At 31.9% G+C, this 14,528-nt stretch carries 16 protein-coding genes; 11 read left to right on the forward strand and 5 right to left on the reverse strand.

Going from position 1 to position 14,528, the window contains the following annotated elements; translation table 11 throughout:
- Positions 1-180: 180 nt before the first annotated feature.
- Complete coding sequence (locus ACYVEC_RS14970; protein WP_063223866.1) at positions 181-780, reverse strand: undecaprenyl-diphosphatase; 600 nt, start codon at positions 778-780, stop codon at positions 181-183.
- A gap of 675 nt (positions 781-1,455) precedes the next feature.
- On the opposite strand from ACYVEC_RS14970, the gene ACYVEC_RS14975 reads away from it, so the two are divergent.
- Together ACYVEC_RS14975 and ACYVEC_RS14980 are read left to right on the forward strand one after the other, a co-directional pair.
- On the forward strand, positions 1,456-2,166 hold the full coding sequence (locus ACYVEC_RS14975; RefSeq protein ID WP_063223867.1) for a class I SAM-dependent methyltransferase: 711 nt from the start codon (positions 1,456-1,458) through the stop codon (positions 2,164-2,166).
- A gap of 120 nt (positions 2,167-2,286) precedes the next feature.
- Positions 2,287-2,694 carry a VOC family protein gene (locus ACYVEC_RS14980; protein WP_063223868.1) on the forward strand — a complete coding sequence of 136 codons (408 nt, stop codon included), beginning with the start codon at positions 2,287-2,289 and terminating at the stop codon, positions 2,692-2,694.
- A gap of 47 nt (positions 2,695-2,741) precedes the next feature.
- Here ACYVEC_RS14980 and ACYVEC_RS14985 read toward each other — a convergent pair whose 3' ends face one another.
- Entirely contained in the window at positions 2,742-4,427 is a 1,686-nt protein-coding gene (locus tag ACYVEC_RS14985) for an alpha-keto acid decarboxylase family protein (protein ID WP_098556931.1), read from the reverse strand.
- A 107-nt stretch (positions 4,428-4,534) separates the two neighbouring features.
- Here ACYVEC_RS14985 and ACYVEC_RS14990 point away from each other — a divergent pair, with 107 nt between their 5' ends.
- The 5 genes from ACYVEC_RS14990 to spoIISB (ACYVEC_RS15010) all read left to right on the forward strand — a co-directional run bounded on the left by ACYVEC_RS14990 (position 4,535) and on the right by spoIISB (ACYVEC_RS15010) (position 7,339).
- Positions 4,535-5,017, forward strand: coding sequence for a MarR family winged helix-turn-helix transcriptional regulator (locus ACYVEC_RS14990; RefSeq protein ID WP_063223870.1), 483 nt, complete (start codon positions 4,535-4,537; stop codon positions 5,015-5,017).
- A gap of 168 nt (positions 5,018-5,185) precedes the next feature.
- Positions 5,186-5,923, forward strand: coding sequence for a 2,3-diphosphoglycerate-dependent phosphoglycerate mutase (gpmA, locus tag ACYVEC_RS14995; RefSeq protein WP_063223871.1), 738 nt, complete (start codon positions 5,186-5,188; stop codon positions 5,921-5,923).
- Positions 5,924-6,111: 188 nt separating this feature from the next.
- Complete coding sequence (locus ACYVEC_RS15000) at positions 6,112-6,849, forward strand: type II toxin-antitoxin system SpoIISA family toxin (RefSeq protein ID WP_153039381.1); 738 nt, start codon at positions 6,112-6,114, stop codon at positions 6,847-6,849.
- A gap of 112 nt (positions 6,850-6,961) precedes the next feature.
- On the forward strand, positions 6,962-7,087 hold the full coding sequence (locus tag ACYVEC_RS15005) for a hypothetical protein (protein ID WP_063223873.1): 126 nt from the start codon (positions 6,962-6,964) through the stop codon (positions 7,085-7,087).
- Positions 7,088-7,162: 75 nt separating this feature from the next.
- Positions 7,163-7,339, forward strand: a complete 177-nt coding sequence (gene spoIISB, locus ACYVEC_RS15010; protein WP_000852625.1) for a stage II sporulation protein SB — start codon at positions 7,163-7,165, stop codon at positions 7,337-7,339.
- A 36-nt stretch (positions 7,340-7,375) separates the two neighbouring features.
- Here spoIISB (ACYVEC_RS15010) and ACYVEC_RS15015 read toward each other — a convergent pair whose 3' ends face one another.
- Together ACYVEC_RS15015 and ACYVEC_RS15020 are read right to left on the reverse strand one after the other, a co-directional pair.
- Complete coding sequence (locus ACYVEC_RS15015) at positions 7,376-7,657, reverse strand: hypothetical protein (protein ID WP_087956509.1); 282 nt, start codon at positions 7,655-7,657, stop codon at positions 7,376-7,378.
- A gap of 26 nt (positions 7,658-7,683) precedes the next feature.
- Positions 7,684-7,944: a hypothetical protein gene (locus ACYVEC_RS15020; RefSeq protein WP_142332847.1), complete on the reverse strand. Its 261-nt coding sequence runs from the start codon at positions 7,942-7,944 to the stop codon at positions 7,684-7,686.
- Positions 7,945-8,602: 658 nt separating this feature from the next.
- Between ACYVEC_RS15020 and spoIISB (ACYVEC_RS15025) the strand changes: the two genes are divergently transcribed.
- Together spoIISB (ACYVEC_RS15025) and pepD are read left to right on the forward strand one after the other, a co-directional pair.
- Positions 8,603-8,779, forward strand: a complete 177-nt coding sequence (gene spoIISB / locus ACYVEC_RS15025; protein ID WP_063223876.1) for a stage II sporulation protein SB — start codon at positions 8,603-8,605, stop codon at positions 8,777-8,779.
- 143 nt (positions 8,780-8,922) lie between these two features.
- Positions 8,923-10,392, forward strand: coding sequence for a beta-Ala-His dipeptidase (gene pepD, locus ACYVEC_RS15030; RefSeq protein WP_098557436.1), 1,470 nt, complete (start codon positions 8,923-8,925; stop codon positions 10,390-10,392).
- Positions 10,393-10,986: 594 nt separating this feature from the next.
- Here pepD and ACYVEC_RS15035 read toward each other — a convergent pair.
- Entirely contained in the window at positions 10,987-11,457 is a 471-nt protein-coding gene (locus tag ACYVEC_RS15035; protein ID WP_063223878.1) for a DUF5065 family protein, read from the reverse strand.
- A 454-nt stretch (positions 11,458-11,911) separates the two neighbouring features.
- Here ACYVEC_RS15035 and ACYVEC_RS15040 point away from each other — a divergent pair, with 454 nt between their 5' ends.
- Both ACYVEC_RS15040 and ACYVEC_RS15045 read left to right on the forward strand, forming a co-directional pair.
- Positions 11,912-12,571, forward strand: a complete 660-nt coding sequence (locus ACYVEC_RS15040; protein WP_231428439.1) for a CatB-related O-acetyltransferase — start codon at positions 11,912-11,914, stop codon at positions 12,569-12,571.
- Between the two features lie 466 nt (positions 12,572-13,037).
- Positions 13,038-14,351 carry a D-alanyl-D-alanine carboxypeptidase family protein gene (locus ACYVEC_RS15045; RefSeq protein WP_269325810.1) on the forward strand — a complete coding sequence of 438 codons (1,314 nt, stop codon included), beginning with the start codon at positions 13,038-13,040 and terminating at the stop codon, positions 14,349-14,351.
- The last annotated feature ends 177 nt before the right edge of the window (positions 14,352-14,528 follow it).

Below are 14,528 nucleotides of genomic sequence, written 5' to 3' on the forward strand. Positions count from 1 at the left end.
ACTTTTAGGGGTCACTTCAATTCCTCCATACAATAAAATATGCTTGTCCGGTTAAAAGGTGAAAAGGCTTCATAAAATCATTATTTTAAAATTAAAGAGCACCTAAGAGAGCGCTCTTCGATCACAACAATATTAAAAAATATTTGATATTATATGTAATCTTTTTAGCTTTGTGATTAATTAAAAGTTTTTCGAATGGTTTTTGGATGGTAGTACATGCTGTTCTATTTTTTCGTAAAGATTAAGTAGTTGTTTGATGAATGTAATTTGTGGTGTTAACCAATACGAAAATAGTGCTGAAATAATTCCTATTAGAGCTCCTGTAAGGACATCGAAAGGATAATGAACTCCTACCCAAATTCGGGAAATAGCTACGCAGAATGCAAGCACAAGCCATAACCATCTAGCCTTTTTATGAACAAGCCAGAATGAAAAACAAATTGAAAAAAATAGAATCGTATGATCGCTAGGAAATGAATTATCAACTGCATGATCGACAAGTTTATTAACATTAGGTAAAACTGCAAATGGTTGATAATTTAAGTGTAATTTCCCTGCTAATTTTCCAATTATTTCAGCAGTTATGAAAGCAATCATTGCTTGAATAATCACCATTTTGTTTTGTCTAGATTGAGTAAACCAATAAGCGATAATAATTAAACCTAAAAAATACACCATATATTCTGCTAAAAATACCATAGTTGAGTTTAGAGATGAATATTGCTTCCCTAAATCATTGATAGCTCGAAAAGCATCAATATTTAATTGAGAAAAAGACATTTTTAAATCGCTCCTTATATTGTGTCTATAACTTTATTACGTGAAAAAATTTTTAACTGAGGCTTAACAGTCTCTTAATTAATTCTTAGTTATTTCTTAACAATTCTTGTTTGTGTATAAGGGAAATTATAGTAAAGAGTTTATAGTGAAAAAATTGATTTTAGTGACATTAGTATTACAAAACTGTAAGGATTAGCTCATTAAAGATTATTAATAAAATAGTTATTTTGGAGAAAGGAAGAATGAATATAGAACGAATCGAAACTGCTGAGGAATTACTTGAGGATATGAAGGAATGCTTTTTGAATGGAACATCTTTAAAGGTGATTTTAATCTCGTATCTTCGTTGATTGAAGAAGTGAAGCGTATAACAAAATAAAAATTTCATTTTGTAGAAAAGGGGAATGGATATGTGTACTTATTGGGAAAATGCAGTTAAAGAATTCTTCAAGAAGCAAGAGCAGGAACGAAATAAAAGAGCAGCTAGCAAAAGCTAACTGCTCAATACAAGGAGATACAGAGAAGACTACTTTAAATGAATGTTGGCATACAGCCTACATACAGTATTGACCGAATATTTATTTTAAATCCAATTTATTTTAGGAGTTTTTTCTTTGTTTGAAAGTTCGAAAAGATATATAATAATTTTCTGACTATTAAACTGGAGGGATACAAATGAAAAATGAAACGTTACATATTCAAGAAGATATTATTGAAATGCTTGATTCATTATTAAGACCGGCAGAACCATTTTGGAATGAATTTTATAAGAATAGAGAAAAGGATGTTCCGTTTTTTGAAAATGTTCCAGATGAGAACCTAGTTTCGTATATACAAAAAAAGCGGGTTTCGAAAGGAAAAGTACTAGAACTTGGATGTGGTCCGGGTAGAAATGCAATTTATCTAGCAAATGAAGGGTTTGATGTAACAGCGGTAGATTTATCTATAGAGGGCATTAATTGGGCGAAAGAGAGAGCGTTAGCAAAAGAAATAGAAATTCACTTTATTTGTGATTCGATTTTTAATTTAGAGGGTCAAAATGATTTTGACTTTGTATACGATTCGGGCTGTTTACATCATATTCCACCGCATAGAAGAATAAATTATGTGAATTTAATTAAAAACTCCTTGAAATCGGGTGGTTATTTTGGATTAACATGTTTTGCGGCAGGTGATTTAGATGAACGAAATGGCTCGGAAATATCAGATTGGGACGTATATAGAGGATGGAGTCTGCAGGGTGGTCTTGCATACTCTGAAGAGAAATTAAGAGAGATATTTAAAGAATTTGAGGTGATTGAAATTAGAAAGATGAAGCAAATTGAACAACCAAATACTATGTTTGGAGAATCATTTCTTTGGACAGCATTATTTAAGAAGAAATAAGAAAGTAGATAATTGACAAACTTATCGTTTTTATAGACAATAAACTCATGGGAATGTACGTTCGTTTTTTGTTGGCCGATGTATGTTTTACATAAATACATAACAAGGGGTTGTCTCTATATGAGTAACACAAATCAAAAAATTACTACGTTTTTAATGTTTGAAGGTAAAGCTGAAGAGGCGATGAACTTTTACACGTCGCTATTCGATCAATCAGAAATTGTAAGTATCTCTCGCTACGATGAAAACGGACCTGGTAAAGAGGGTACTGTAATTCATGCAACTTTTACTTTACACGGACAAGAGTTCATGTGCATAGATAGTTATGTAAATCATAATTTTACATTTACACCAGCTATGTCTCTTTATGTAACTTGTGATACGGAAGAAGAAATTGAAACGGCTTTTAATAAACTAGCTCAAGATGGAGCAGTACTTATGCCTTTAGGTGCCTATCCGTTTAGCAAAAAGTTTGGCTGGTTAAATGATAAGTATGGTGTGTCTTGGCAGTTAACGCTTGCGGAATAAAGATTTAAAAAGAAAAGCGTAACTATAAATAGGTTACGCTTTTCTTTTTAAGCATTTTGCTTTCCGAATCTTTTCCCAAGTTTAGCTAACAATTCAGGCTGATCCCCTTGGCTCATTATAACTTCAACAAAGATAAGTTGATTCTTATTTAAAGTTATTTCCGTTAAAACTTCTGCTAACCCTGTTTCATATTCCACTTTAAATGTTAGGCTTTTCTCTTCTGATCCGAATACGTTCGCTAGTTTTGTGTAATCCCACATTTGTATGTCATTATACGGTTCGTTTTGACCATGAATTGCACGTTCAACAGTGTATCCGTTGTTATTAATTAAAAATATAATCGGTTTTAAATTTTGACGTAGTATAGTCGATAACTCTTGGACAGTTAATTGAAATGAACCATCACCAATAATTAAAATGTTGCGCCGTGATAAATCAGCGAGTTGTGTACCAAGTAGAGCAGGTAATGTATAACCAATCGATCCCCATAATGGTTGCGCAACATATGTAGTGTTGTTTGGTAAATGGATAGCGGCACTACCAAAGAAAGGTGTTCCTTGCTCTACGATTAAGACGTCGTTTTCTTGTAAGAACTGGTACATTTGCTGCCAAAAACGTTTTTGCGTAACCATTTGTGGCTTTGGATTAAACTTTTCAGTAATAGATAGTGATTCTGAAATAAATGGCTTAATATCAAGCGTTTCTTCATTCCGATGTTCAATTACATCACTTAACTGTTGTAAAACATCTTTCATTACAACTGGTCCATATTTTTTATCTATAATTTTAACAGTGTAGGGATGAATTTCTATAACTTGCTCTTTCGTAAAACCTTGTGTGAATCCGCCTGTAATAGTATCAGTCAATTTCACACCAATACTAATAATACAGTCAGATTCATCAATTCTTTTTCGTAAGTACGGAGAACTAACATCACCAGTATAAATTCCTATAAACTGAGGGTGTTTTTCAGGGAATATACCTTTCCCCATACTTAACGTTGCGATAGGAAACCCAGTTTGTTCTACGAGTTGATATAAATATTCTTTAGCGTGAAATCGATCTACTTCAAAATCCGCTAAAATTACAGGTTTTTTGGCGCTTTTTATTTTTGAAGTGGCATGTAAAAGCATTTTATCCAGCGTTTCTTTATTACTTAAAATCGGTTTATGTAAAATTGGTTCCGTAGGTTTATTAATTGGTTTATTATACACATCAATCGGCAAATTAATATGAACTGGGCGTTTCTCGCGCCAACATGCGCGTAACACGCGATCGATTTCCTCAGCTGCATGTTCAGGGGTTAAATTTGTTTGTGCTACAGTAATTTCTCGATACATATTGGAAAAGTGATCAAACTTTCCATCGCCTAAAGTATGATGAACAAGCTCTCCATTTTCCATTACTGTTGTTGGTGGTGTCCCCGTGATTTTTATAACTGGTACGTTTTCGGCATATGAGCCAGCAACTCCGTTTAGAGCGCTTAATTCTCCAACGCCAAAGGTGGTAATAAGAGCTGCAATTCTTTTTATGCGAGCGTATCCATCTGCAGCATATGCCGCATTTAATTCATTACAATTGCCAATCCACTTTAAATTTTCATGTGCCATCACATCATCTAAAAAGGCAAGATTATAATCACCAGGAACACCAAATATATGCTCGATTCCTAATTCACGTAGTCGATCTAATAAATATGTACTTACGGTATATTGCGTTTTCAAGTGAATCATCTCCTAATTGTGCAACGAATATTTCAATAAACTAAAGAAGTTCCAATGCGTTCATTAAAATATAGATTACTGGATTGTGGTATAATTTACATACAGGGGGAAAGTAGATGACACAACATAAAGAAGAACAGATGAATGAAGCATTAGCACTATTTTACTTTGCATATAAAACATTTACTGAAAAGCCAGATGAAATTATAAAAGAGTATGGTATACAACGAGTACATCACCGAATTTTATTTTTTATCGCACGCTTTCCAGGGATAAGTGTTAATGAGTTATTATCGCTGTTAGAAATAAGTAAACAAGCTCTTCACGGACCACTCCGTCAACTTGTGGAAAAGAGCTTAATTGAGAGTAATGAAGCTACACATGACCGCCGTGTGAAACAGTTGTCTTTAACAGAAAAAGGTGTGAATTTAGAGAGAAAACTGAGCGATGTACAAAGGCAACAAATGAGTGCTATTTTTTCAAAATTTGGTGAATCATGTGAAGAAAACTGGCATCAAGTTATGAATGAAATGGCAAATAGTCGTTCTGGTTTTGATGCATGGATATCAAAACGAGAAATACCAGTTGATCAAAAGTAATGAATAAAAACTTCTGTTTTATAGTTTGAAAAAGATAAAGTTTTATCCATACATTTGGCAAATATGAATAAATCATAGTATGTGTGGATAAAAAAATTACATTACCAAAAACTTTATATGTGCACGCAATGGAGCATTAAAATTCATATTTCCGAGAGGGGAATTATAATGATAAAACTTGTACTTATTCGTCACGGACAAAGTTTATGGAATCTTGAAAATCGTTTTACTGGATGGACAGATGTTGATTTATCAGAGAATGGATTAAGTGAAGCGAGAGAAGCAGGAGCGATATTAAAGAAAAATGGATATACTTTTGATGTTGCTTATACATCTGTATTAAAACGAGCTATTCGGACGTTATGGATTGTACTTCATGAGATGGATCTTGCCTGGGTCCCAGTACATAAATCTTGGAAGCTAAATGAAAGACATTATGGTGCATTGCAAGGGTTGAATAAAGATGAAACAGCTCAAAAATATGGTGAGGAGCAAGTTCATATTTGGAGAAGAAGTATTGATGTAAGACCACCTGCTCTTACTGAGGATGATCCTAGGTATGAAATGAATGATCCAAGATATAAAGCACTGAAAAAAGGTGAGTTTCCATTGACAGAATGTTTAGTGGATACGGAGAAAAGAGTACTTGATTATTGGCATTCAGAAATTGCGCCGAAATTAAAGAATGGTAACAAAGTAATCATTTCATCACATGGTAACACAATTCGCTCGCTAGTAAAATATTTAGATAATCTTTCAAGTGATGGTGTTGTTTCATTAAATATTCCAACGAGTATACCGCTCGTTTATGAATTAGACGAAAATTTACGTCCGATTCGCCATTATTACTTAAGTATGGATGGAGAAGTACCTGAAGGGGAAATTCCGAAACATATTACTTTTTAACATGAACATTTGAAAAGCATGCTTGTCTACATATACAATGTAGATTCAAGATAAAAGACGTGGCACCTTCTAATGTATATGCGATGTAGCTAAATTTAGAAGCTTGTCCACGTCTTTTGTCATAAAGAGAGCTGCTTGTGCATGTAATGATATCGTGAGTAGTTTTTGAATGGAGGGTGATGTCATTGGTGATCTCTAACATTCGAATCGGCCTATTTATTTTAGCAATCGTTTTTCTAGTACTTGTTTTCTTTTATTGGAAAAACGAAGAGTTGTACGAGGAGAAGAAGCAACGTATTAGAAAGACTTGGTATGGGTTGTTTATAATATCAGTCACCGTGTATTTCATGATAAAAGGAATTGATTTAACCCTCTGGAAAAATCTTTTAATGTTCACTGCAATGGTTATTTTTGTTGATATCGCATTTATTTTAACACCAAATATTTCAGAAATATGGGGAGCGAAATTTAGCGATATCGGTAAGACTGTCCAATCGATAAAACGATCATTAATTGCTTCTAAAGCAAGAGGAGAAATTTACACAACAATTATTCAAAATGTCAATCCAGCAGTATTCGGTACGATGGAATGGCATACGGAAGAGGAATATACAAAGAGCTTAAACGTGTTTTTAGATTCATATGGGGAAAAGATTGGGGCGAAAATAGTTGTATTTGAAGCGGCAAAGGAATTAAATACAAACTTTCGTGGTATTCGCTCTCAATTTAGTATTATGGTTCCGTTTGAACACATCGAGCAATTGAATGAGCAGAAAGCAGTGCAAGTAGAGAATGTCGGAATTATACCAGCAAAAATAGTGAGTGATGTTTTCATTGTTATTGACGGGAAGAAAAATAATCTTCAAGATCGGGATTTTGAAAATGTATATAATTTAACAATACATCATAGTTATTTTAGTAAATAAGGACAGGATTTTTTTCTGTCCTTTTCACTTATACATAAAGGTAAAGCGAATTTAGACAAACTTGTATAAAATCGGACAATCATTCCTACACTAGCACGTAGAGGTGATTGTAGTGATAAAAGATAATAACAATGATTTTTTTAAAGAAGATAATGAAGATACAACAGATTTCTCTTTAATAAAAGGAGATACTTTGCAGCAAGTAGAAGAATTAGAAGAAGAATTAAAAAGAAAATGATACGTGTACACCCTGTCTGCATTTGCTATATAATATAAATAAAAGGTTGTATCTTTTTGAAAAGGGGGAGAAGAGATGGCTGAAGTAAATGTACAAAAGTCTTCGTTTTTTAAAGAAAAAAAAGAAGAACCCAATACAGATTTCTCTCTTGTGAAAGGTGCATTGACTCAAAATGTGGATCGATTAGAAAAATTTGTAGAGGCAATTCCGTATAAGTATATAAAAGAGGGTAATGTAAAAGAGAATGCGTAAAAACATTCTCTTTTACATTACCTCTTTATGATTTGTTTATGCGTTATTTCTTTTTTGTTTAAAAATGATTTTATACATATAATACCCAAGGGCTGCAAAAATGAATCCAATAGCAGCACCAACTATTTGTTTCATAAACAATAAGTATAACGAAGCAATAATTAGGGTAAATAAGATTAAAATTAATACATACTTTGAAATAAATTCTAACCCTTTGTACACTAGTAGAATGACACCTGAAAGAATAGTGATGATAGGTAATATCCTATTTTCGAAAAAGCCTTCCTTTTTTTTGCTAGAATGCTGTTGTTTATTCAATATAAATATACTCCCGTCTTAAAGGATTAATCTTTTATTAGTTTTGCTATTTCATTTTCGAAAAGATTTTTGGTTAAATAGGTTATATCAAAGGAATCATTTATTATATTTCGAGTTAATAGCCATTGGGTGTTTGGTGATTCAATAACAAAGAATCCATTGTCAGAAATAACCTCATTCTTTTCGGTTGTATCTAGACGCATAATAGTGTAAATAGAATGTGTTGATTTTAAATCTATTATAAAATTTTCAGCATATAAGGAATTAAATCCATTCTCTATTAACATTGTTTTCCCTTCTTGAATAGACAAAGGGGAAAACTTTTCGATATTTTGTACGATATGGTTGGGAAGAGTTCCTACAATGTTACTTCCTTTTTCCTCTTGCTGAAATACTAGCTGTAATAAATTTTTAGATTCTAAAAATAATCTATTGTCTGAAATTTCTTCGATTTTATGTGCAATACCATCTAAACTCTGATATGTAACGTTTGAAGTGTTATCAATATAAATGTTAGCAGTAATCGTTGTTTCGTTTATAAAATCGACTTTTTGAAGTAATAATGGAAGGTGCGGATTACATAAAGTGCTGAATAATTTCTCTATACTAGGTTGTAACTGTATTTTTTTATTAATCTCTTTGTATGAAAAATTATTTTAACCAAGAGTATATTAGATGGAAATCCCATTAAAATCTACTTTTTTATAATATCAAATATTATTATTAAATAGTAGATTAATATTGTTAATTTTATGATAATTAACAAAAATAAAAAAGAGAGAATGCCAGCTAGGAGTTAAAGGCACATCAGATTTCTCGTTAATAAAAGGAGATACGATGCAGCAAGTAGAAGAATTAAAAAGAAGATGATACGTGTACACGCTGTCTACATTTGCGATATAATATAAATAGAAGATTGTATTTTTTTGAAAAGGGGGAGAAGAGATGGCTGAAGTAAATGTACAAAAGTCTTCGTTTTTTAAAGAAAAAAAAGAAGCACCCAATACAGATTTCTCTCTTGTGAAAGGTGCATTAACGGAAAATATAAATCGGTTAGAGAAATTAATGAATAATAGTACTTCAAAATATATGAGAGCAAAAAAAGAGAAAGAAAATGCATAGTGCATTTTCTTTCTCTTTTTATATGTAATTTAAATGTTTAACGAGCAGATATTAAAGTATGAAATAGAAAGTGAAAATAATGAATCATGGTATAATGATAAAAGACTTACATATTATTTTGTTATTTTGAGAGGAGCTTAAAAATGTATTCTACTTTAGAACAATTAACAAAGCACCCTGTATTTTATCATTTTGCAGAAATTTCAAAGATTCCTAGAGGATCAGGTAATGAAAAGGAAATTAGTGATTTTTTAGTTGGCTTTGCGAAAGAGCGTAATTTAGAAGTAGTTCAAGATGAAGCATTAAATGTCATTATTAAAAAAGAAGCAACTGCTGTTTATGAAAATGTACCAGCTATTATCATTCAAGGTCATATGGATATGGTTTGCGAAAAAAACCAAGCAACCGTACATGATTTTGAAAAAGATCCAATTGAATTACGAATTATTGGGGACATGTTATATGCAAATCAAACAACTTTAGGTGCTGATAATGGTATTGCAGTTGCATATGCATTAGCTTTATTAGATTCAAAAGACATTCCGCATCCAGCACTTGAAGTAGTTATTACTACTGAAGAAGAAACGACAATGGGCGGAGCTTTTGCTGTTGATTCAAATCATTTTGAAGGAAAGATTTTTATTAATATTGATTCTGAAGAAGATCATAAATTACTAGTAAGTAGCGCAGGTGGTGCGAAAGCTGTTGAAACAATTCCAGTAATTTGGGATGAAGCGCCAGCAAATATGGATGCATATCGTCTATATATCGGTGGTCTAAAAGGCGGACATTCGGGAATGGAAATTGATAAACAACGCGGGAATGCGAACAAAGTATTAGGACGAGTATTACATGATTTATTAGCAAATATTCAATTTGATGTAAGTGAAGTTCACGGCGGATTAAAAACGAATGCAATTCCGCGTGAAAGTGTAGCTACAATTGTATTACGTACAGAAGACGTAGAGAAGGTAGAAGAAATACTAGAATCATGGACACGAGTATTACAAGAAGAAATGCGTGCTGTTGATCCAGATGTTCATGTTACACTTACAAAATTGGATGAGAAAGTAGAAAAAGTATTTGCTAAAGAAACACAAAAGCAACTTATTTCATCATTATTCTTAATTCCAAATGGCATTCAAAGTATGAGCATGGATATTAAAGGTCTAGTAGAAAGCTCAACAAATTTAGGTGTTATTGAAACATTGCAAGATGAAATTAAATTACGTAACGAAGTGAGAAGTTCTGTAAGTAGTTTAAAACAGCATATTGCAGATGAGATTAAATGTATTGCCGAATTAGTTGGTGCAACATTTGAAATAGAGTCAGAGTATCCAGAATGGCCATACAATCCGAATTCACAAATTCGTAATTTATTTGAAAAAGTGCATCAAGAAAAATACAATAAAGATGTTGAAATCTTCGCTGTACATGCAGGGATTGAATGCAGTGTATTCGTTCAAAAGATGCCTGAATTAGATGCAATTTCATTCGGTCCAGATATATTCAACGTCCATACTCCAGATGAACATATTAGTATTTCTTCTGTTGTGAATAACTGGGGATTCTTCGTTGATGTAATGAAGGGTACGAAAGAATTAGCTAAGTAATAATGATGAAATGAAAAATAGCCTATAAAACTTTATAGGCTATTTTTTATATAGAGTTTTATTAGAAATTCGTTTTTATGTAAGTATTTAATTTTTGCTTTTATTTCTAAAAGAGATTGTACCAAAGATTGCTCCGGATATTGCTCCGATTAAAGTCATAAAAATTGCACTCCAAGCTGCAATTGACATTATTACACCTCCAAATAATAAATTATTGTTTCTTATTCCTTTTAATAGAAATGATGATTGCAACAACTGCTAAGAAAATAAGAGGAGACCAAGAAAAGAAAGACATGTAGCATTCTCCCTTCAATAATTATGTAAGATATTTATATAAATTAATTATCACATGTTTTTAAATCGAACATGTGTAATATGCAATATTGCATATTGGATTGTAGAACTTAAAGAAGTGGAAACAGTTATTGAATAAAAATGATAATTTATAAAGAAAGTAAGGATTTTTTCTAACCTTAAAAAGGGCAAACAATTAAAAAACTCCTCTATCTTATATAAGGTAGAGGAGTTTTTAAAATGGTTTTTGTTTAAGAAAAATAGTATTCAATATTTATTTACTGGTGAGATAAACGTAAATTATTTTGAGATTTTAAAGCTGCCCCCATAATAATAATTTTCTCCAAGTTTCATAACAGCTACATATGTTCCTGGATTATAAGCCTTAGTAATAGGCGTTACAAACCTACCATAATTATGTTTTAAACCAGAGTCATAAATGGTTTTATATCTATGCAAGTTTATTTTATCATTTTCATTTCCACTCAATTGATATATTTTTACAATACCAGTATCCTTACCACCAGTATATATAGTAACATCGAATGTATCTCCATGCTTTAAGTCACCAACTGCTAACTCTTCTATAAAATCTGCATTATGATGTAATAAAAAATAACTTTGCCACCGCCAAGTATCTACAAATCGTGATTCTTTTTGTGTAAGTTGCGATTCAGCAGAAACAGGTGGGAGTGTACTAATTGTATTCGAAAATAAAAATCCTCCAACAGTCAATGCACCAATAATTGTTGATTGCCTTAAAAGTTTCATCCTCTAAACCTCCTATTTACTTAAGGATTCAGAAATCGTTTTTGTGAAAAACTAGCTGTGAAATCTAATGGATGATAATATCTTCTATAATTATATTAACATTTATTGATTTATCAGACAAATTAATAAATAATAAAACTATATCGAGGGAGTTAAGGCTAATATAAGAAATAAGTTAGTTGTATAGCTAAGATATCTTTATTATATATAATTGGGATTTTTTATTTGAAAACTCGATTGTTTTAATGTTGAAATTTCAATTCACACTTTAAGTTTTAGTACATAATTTTACAATTTGACTTATATAATTTATCACGTTATGATTTTTTTATTATAAAAGAAAGGCTTGAATATAATGATTCGTCGTTTGAAAAAGCTAAAAAATGTAGCAGTCGTAGTAAGCTTCTAAGTAAATTGCAAAAATCTACACTACTTAGAAGCGAGGAATAAAGTTATGAAGCATCCATTATATAATCATTGGTCAGAAACGAAGTATTTAAAAGATATAGTAACAAATCCACTCATTGAGGTAGGAGAGTACTCCTATTATTCAGGTTATTATGGTCATCAAAATTTTGAAGATGGCTGTGTAAGGTATTTGTGGGGGGATGCTAAGTCCCGAGCACTGTTCAATCCAATTGAACAGATGGGATGGCATCTTGATAAACTCATTATTGGGAATTATGTTTGTATTGCCAGTGGAGTAGTCATTTTAATGGGTGGTAATCACAATCATCACTCAGAATGGATTACAGTATATCCATTCGCTGAGCAAATTGAACATTCATATGAACCGAAGGGCGATACAGTCATTAAAAGTGATGCTTGGATTGGAATGAATGCTATTATTATGCCTGGCGTTACAATCGGTGAAGGTGCAATCGTTGCAGCAGGATCTGTCGTAAGTAAAGATGTTCCGCCGTATACAATAGTGGGCGGAAATCCTACTAAAGAAATAAAGAAACGGTTCACTGATGCAGAAATAAATATGCTAATGGAAATGCGTTGGTTTGATTGGGATAGAGAATTAGTTGAGAAGGCAATTCCTATTTTATCTAGTTCATCTATTGAATTATTATATGATTTTTATAAAAAGGAACTAAAAAATAGATAGATCTGTGAAAAAACTACATTCTATATAGGATGTAGTTCTTTTATTATAAAAATGAATAGTCTAGACTAAGGAAAATTCATCTCTAGTATGAGTTTAGCAAATAGCTGAATTAAATAATTAAAATCCTTGATAGCTAATAAAACCAGTGTGTCTCGATATTTAATCGGGACACACTGGTTTTATTTTTTGAAAATGTGGAACAAATTTATAATTTTGATTGTCTATTCATTGTAATCCTAAAAAATATGAAAGTACGGATTATCTTGAAAAATACAAAGGTATTAAAAATAGGGATGTGTGTAGGAATACAAAGTATCAGTGCGCCTAAAAGTGTGGGATGAGATGGTCTATATGAAAGCAATCCTAACGTCTTATATGTATATAGAATTTGAGAATACTGTCTATTTTTTGAGGATTATGTAAGAATAACATTTTTTTGAGTACAAAGATATTGGAGGTAACAGAAGTGAAAGGTATGTTTTGCAAGAGAAGTATTGCAATAGTAACAGTGCTTACACTATTTTGTAGCATGGTAGTTACATTTGGAAGAGCATCAGCGGAAACAGTTCCTGCTATAGACGTAGAAGCAGGATCAGCAATTTTAGTAGAAGCAAATTCCGGGAAAATTTTATATCAAAAAAATGCAGATGAATCATTAGCAATTGCTAGTATGACAAAAATGATGAGTGAATATTTAGTTCATGAAGCGGTGGATAAAGGAAAACTTAAATGGGATCAAAAAGTTAAAATCTCTGAATATGCATATAAGATTTCGCAAGATCGCTCATTATCAAATGTTCCATTAGAAAATGGTGGCTCTTATACAGTAAAAGAGTTATATGAGGCAATGGCAATTTACTCTGCAAATGGTGCAACAATTGCTTTAGTTGAAGAAATTGCTGGAAAAGAAGTCGATTTCGTGAAAATGATGAACGATAAGTCAAAAGAGTTTGGAATGAAAAATTATAAATTTGTAAATTCTACAGGTTTAACAAACCAAGATTTAAAAGGATATCACCCAGAAGGGACAACTCTAGACGAGAACAATAAAATGTCCGCAAGAGATTGTGCAATTTTAGCACAACGTCTTATTCAAGACTTCCCGAAAATATTAGATACAGCAAAAATTCCCAAAAAAACATTCCAAAAGGGTGGCAAGTATCCAATTGATATGGTGAATTTTAACATGATGTTAAAAGGTTTAATTAAGCAATATGAAGGTGTAGATGGGTTGAAAACAGGAACTACTCCAGAAGCCGGTGATTGCTTCACTGGTACAGTAGAAAGAAACGGTATGCGCCTAATCTCTGTAGTGATAAAAGCAAACTCTCATACAGCACGTTTTGATGAAACGAAGAAATTATATGATTACGGATTTGCGAATTTTGAAGTGAAGAAGCTATATGGAAAAGATTCTATGGTAAAAGGGCATGAAACAGTGCGAGTAGCAAATGCAAAAGACAAAGACGTAGTTGTTCAAACGAAGCAGGCTATTTCACTTCCAATGCCGAAGGACAATAAAGACGTTTATAAAAAAGAATTTAAAATATCGAATAAAGTACAAGAAGCGCCTATTAAAAAAGGTGTAAAAATAAGTAAAATGATTATCTCGCCTAAAGATAGTACAGATCCTGGGTTCTTATCAGGTAAATCATTACAAATAGACCTTGTAACAAAATCTGATGTAGAACAAGCAAATTGGTTTACACGTTTTATGCGTAAAATCGGTTCTTTTTTCAGCGGTATGTGGGATAGCGCGATTGATATAGTAAAAAGCTAACTTGATAAGATAAAAATCCATATTAATCTGAAACAAAGAGTTTCAAAGTATTATGGATTATTATGTAGATAGTTTGACATGGAATATTGCATTAATTCTCAAATTTGGTTCTTCAGAACTATTGGTAGTGATATCAAGCTAAACTAAATTTGTATCTATATAATCAAAAAACGCTAT

Source organism: Bacillus sp. MN7755, assembly GCF_054771475.1.